Annotated in this window: 2 protein-coding genes and 1 pseudogene; 2 read left to right on the plus strand and 1 reads right to left on the minus strand. The window is 38.0% G+C overall.

From position 1 onward, the window contains the following. Positions 1-187: pseudogene (locus ACJMMI_RS03785) on the plus strand (hypothetical protein); the annotation flags it as partial. 17 nt (positions 188-204) lie between these two features. Further along, complete coding sequence (locus ACJMMI_RS03790; protein ID WP_405353705.1) at positions 205-1,059, plus strand: hypothetical protein; 855 nt, start codon at positions 205-207, stop codon at positions 1,057-1,059. 122 nt (positions 1,060-1,181) lie between these two features. Here ACJMMI_RS03790 and ACJMMI_RS03795 read toward each other — a convergent pair whose 3' ends face one another. Continuing rightward, entirely contained in the window at positions 1,182-2,357 is a 1,176-nt protein-coding gene (locus ACJMMI_RS03795; RefSeq protein WP_405353707.1) for an IS110 family transposase, read from the minus strand. Positions 2,358-2,560: the final 203 nt, after the last annotated feature.

The raw sequence follows: 2,560 nt of genomic DNA on the forward strand, positions 1-2,560 counted from the left end.
GGATGAAATCGGCGGCATCAGCTACAAGGTCGTTGACAAGCAGACCGTTCATGTTCTCAACCACATCGAGGACAGCGCACTGATTAACGCAAATCTGAGCAAGGCGGGAATCCCTGTGCAGTCAATCGGCCGAAAGAATGAGAGCCTTGAAGATTATTTTATTGACCTGATAAGCAAAGCGAACTGAGCGGAGGGGGTATGTTTATGTTTAATGTAATACGCATGGAATTAGTAAGAATGTTCAAAACCCGCAGCTTCTATATTACGATAGTTGTGTGTGCCTTGTTTATGACAGGAATGCTTTATATTTTATCCCCTGTAATGAATCAGGCATTTGAAGCATCTGAGGGGCAATCAACATCTGCTGTGGTTTCACAAGAAACCGAAGATGGCTGGACTGTAGCTATGAATATAGCCGATACTTCTGTTGCTTGTCCTAATAATGTATGCGCCCCATATATATCACTTAGTGTTTTGTTTGTTGTTATATTTATTGCGTGCTTTGTAGGTGAATTTTACAAGAATGGTTTCTGCAAGAATGTTCTTGGCAAGGTAAGGCATAAATATTATTTTCAGGCGGCAAAGTTAGCTTGTGTAATGGTATATACTGCAATTATTATGTCCGTTACTGTCACTGTAAGTTTAATTACGGCAAACTGTTTAATTAACAGCTTTGAATTTGTATATATGAAGGAATTTGCGATGTTTCTGCTGGGTGAATATTGCTTATTGACTGTGATTGGATTGGCTGCAGCATTTTTCACTGAACTTAGCGGAAGCAAAATTCCGGCAATCATTTATATAGTTTTGTGTTCAACCAATATTATTGCTTCACTTGTTGGTGCAGCTAACGATAAACTTAGTGAGCTGCTTTCAACAGAAATTCTAATTGAAGATTATTTGCCCTCACTGTATCAGCTTAAGTTTCAAACTGAAATTCCAAGCAATTCGTTTATGGAAAATAGTAATTTAATTCGTGCTTTGGTACTTTCATTGGCAGCATTTGTTGTATACAACATCATTGGCTCGGTTCTGATTACCAAACGCGATGTCAAGTAAATACGAGACTAACTATAAAAAGTCAATAGTAAAATAAAAAAATGTTGTGAATTGTTGTGACGATAAAAAAGGCGCAACGAAACAGACGTCAAAGACGCCGAATTAAAAAAATAAAGTTATGATTAAGCTTTGGCTGAATAAGGTTGACCTGATTTCTGCAAAGCAAAGATAAGACGAACTAACTTTTTAGCGGCATGAGAGATAGCGACATAGTAGTGCTTACCCTCAGAACGCTTTTTAGCAAGGTAATCAGCAAAAACAGGACACCACTTACAGACAAACTTTGTGGCATTGAAGAGCGCATAACGCAAATAACGAGACCCACGCTTTTCCATGTGTGAGTAACAATTATTAAGTTTGCCTGATTGATATGTAGAAGGGGAAAGACCTGCAAAAGCTAAAATCTTGTCGGGAGAATCAAAGTTATTGAAATCTCCAATTTCAGCAATAATCATTGCCCCCATACGAAAACTAATCCCTGGAATTGTTGTAATAGTGGAATCAATATTGTCCATAATGGATTGAATTTCAGATTCGATTTCTGTAATCTCGCTGTTAAACTCTCTGATAAGTTTGATGGTATGTTTAAGTTCCAATGCTTTGGCAGGCATATATGTGCCGATAGAGTTTCTGGCAGCTTCACGGATTTGAACAGCTTTTTCTCTATTGTAACGACCTTTAGAAGCTGTATAAAGTAGATTTGTAAGGCGTGTAAGATGGACTTCAGCAATATGTTTAGCACTTGGTAATTCACTAAGCAAAGCATAGGCTGAAGCTGTATGCAAAGTTGGAAGTAGATTTTCTAATTCAGGAAACAGTATATTAACAAGTCTTGAAACAGACGTTTTTAATTTAGCTCGTTCAGAAACTTTATCAAATCTGTATCTTGTTAGTGACTTTAGCTCCGAATTGTGGTATGCTATGTTTGTGTAGGGCTTGAGGCTCACATCAGACATAAGCATAGAAGCAATAGTTCTTGCATCCACTCGATCAGTCTTTGTTTTTCTGAGAGTAAGACTTTTACGGTAAAGGTTGGTATGCAACGGATTTATGACATAGGTGGGTAGATCGTTGTCAAGAAGAAATCCAAGAAGATTGTAGCTGTAATGTCCGGTTGCCTCAAGTCCTACCTTTATTTTTTCGCCAATACCTGTACAGGTATTGATTGTTTGAAGAAGATAGTCAAAACCTTCTCTACTGTTTGATATAGTAAAGACATCGGCAAGAACTTCTCTTTCTGAGCTGATGATAAAACAATCGTGCTTGTCTTTTGCGACATCAATTCCAACAAATATCATTTTGTACCTCCATTAGATTTATTTTCGATGCTGTTATCCACAGGGCACCTTGCTCTTGTAACCTCGTTCTAAATAAACCGTCGGGCGGTATCTAACTGATTAACAATACTGCAAAGGTCTGTGGTTGGAGCCTTAATTAAACCGTCATGCGGTAGGAGATGTTAACCAATCCACAGCACCATTTACAGTGTAGCATATTTGTC

It is taken from the genome of Ruminococcus sp., from assembly GCF_045129435.1.
Lineage (GTDB): Bacteria > Bacillota > Clostridia > Oscillospirales > Acutalibacteraceae > Ruminococcoides.

Coding starts and splice junctions, on each gene's coding strand:
- ACJMMI_RS03795 (WP_405353707.1), bottom strand. CDS start 2,357: ATGATATTTGTTGGAATTGATGTCGCAAAAGACAAGCACGATTGTTTT.
- ACJMMI_RS03790 (WP_405353705.1), top strand. CDS start 205: ATGTTTAATGTAATACGCATGGAATTAGTAAGAATGTTCAAAACCCGC.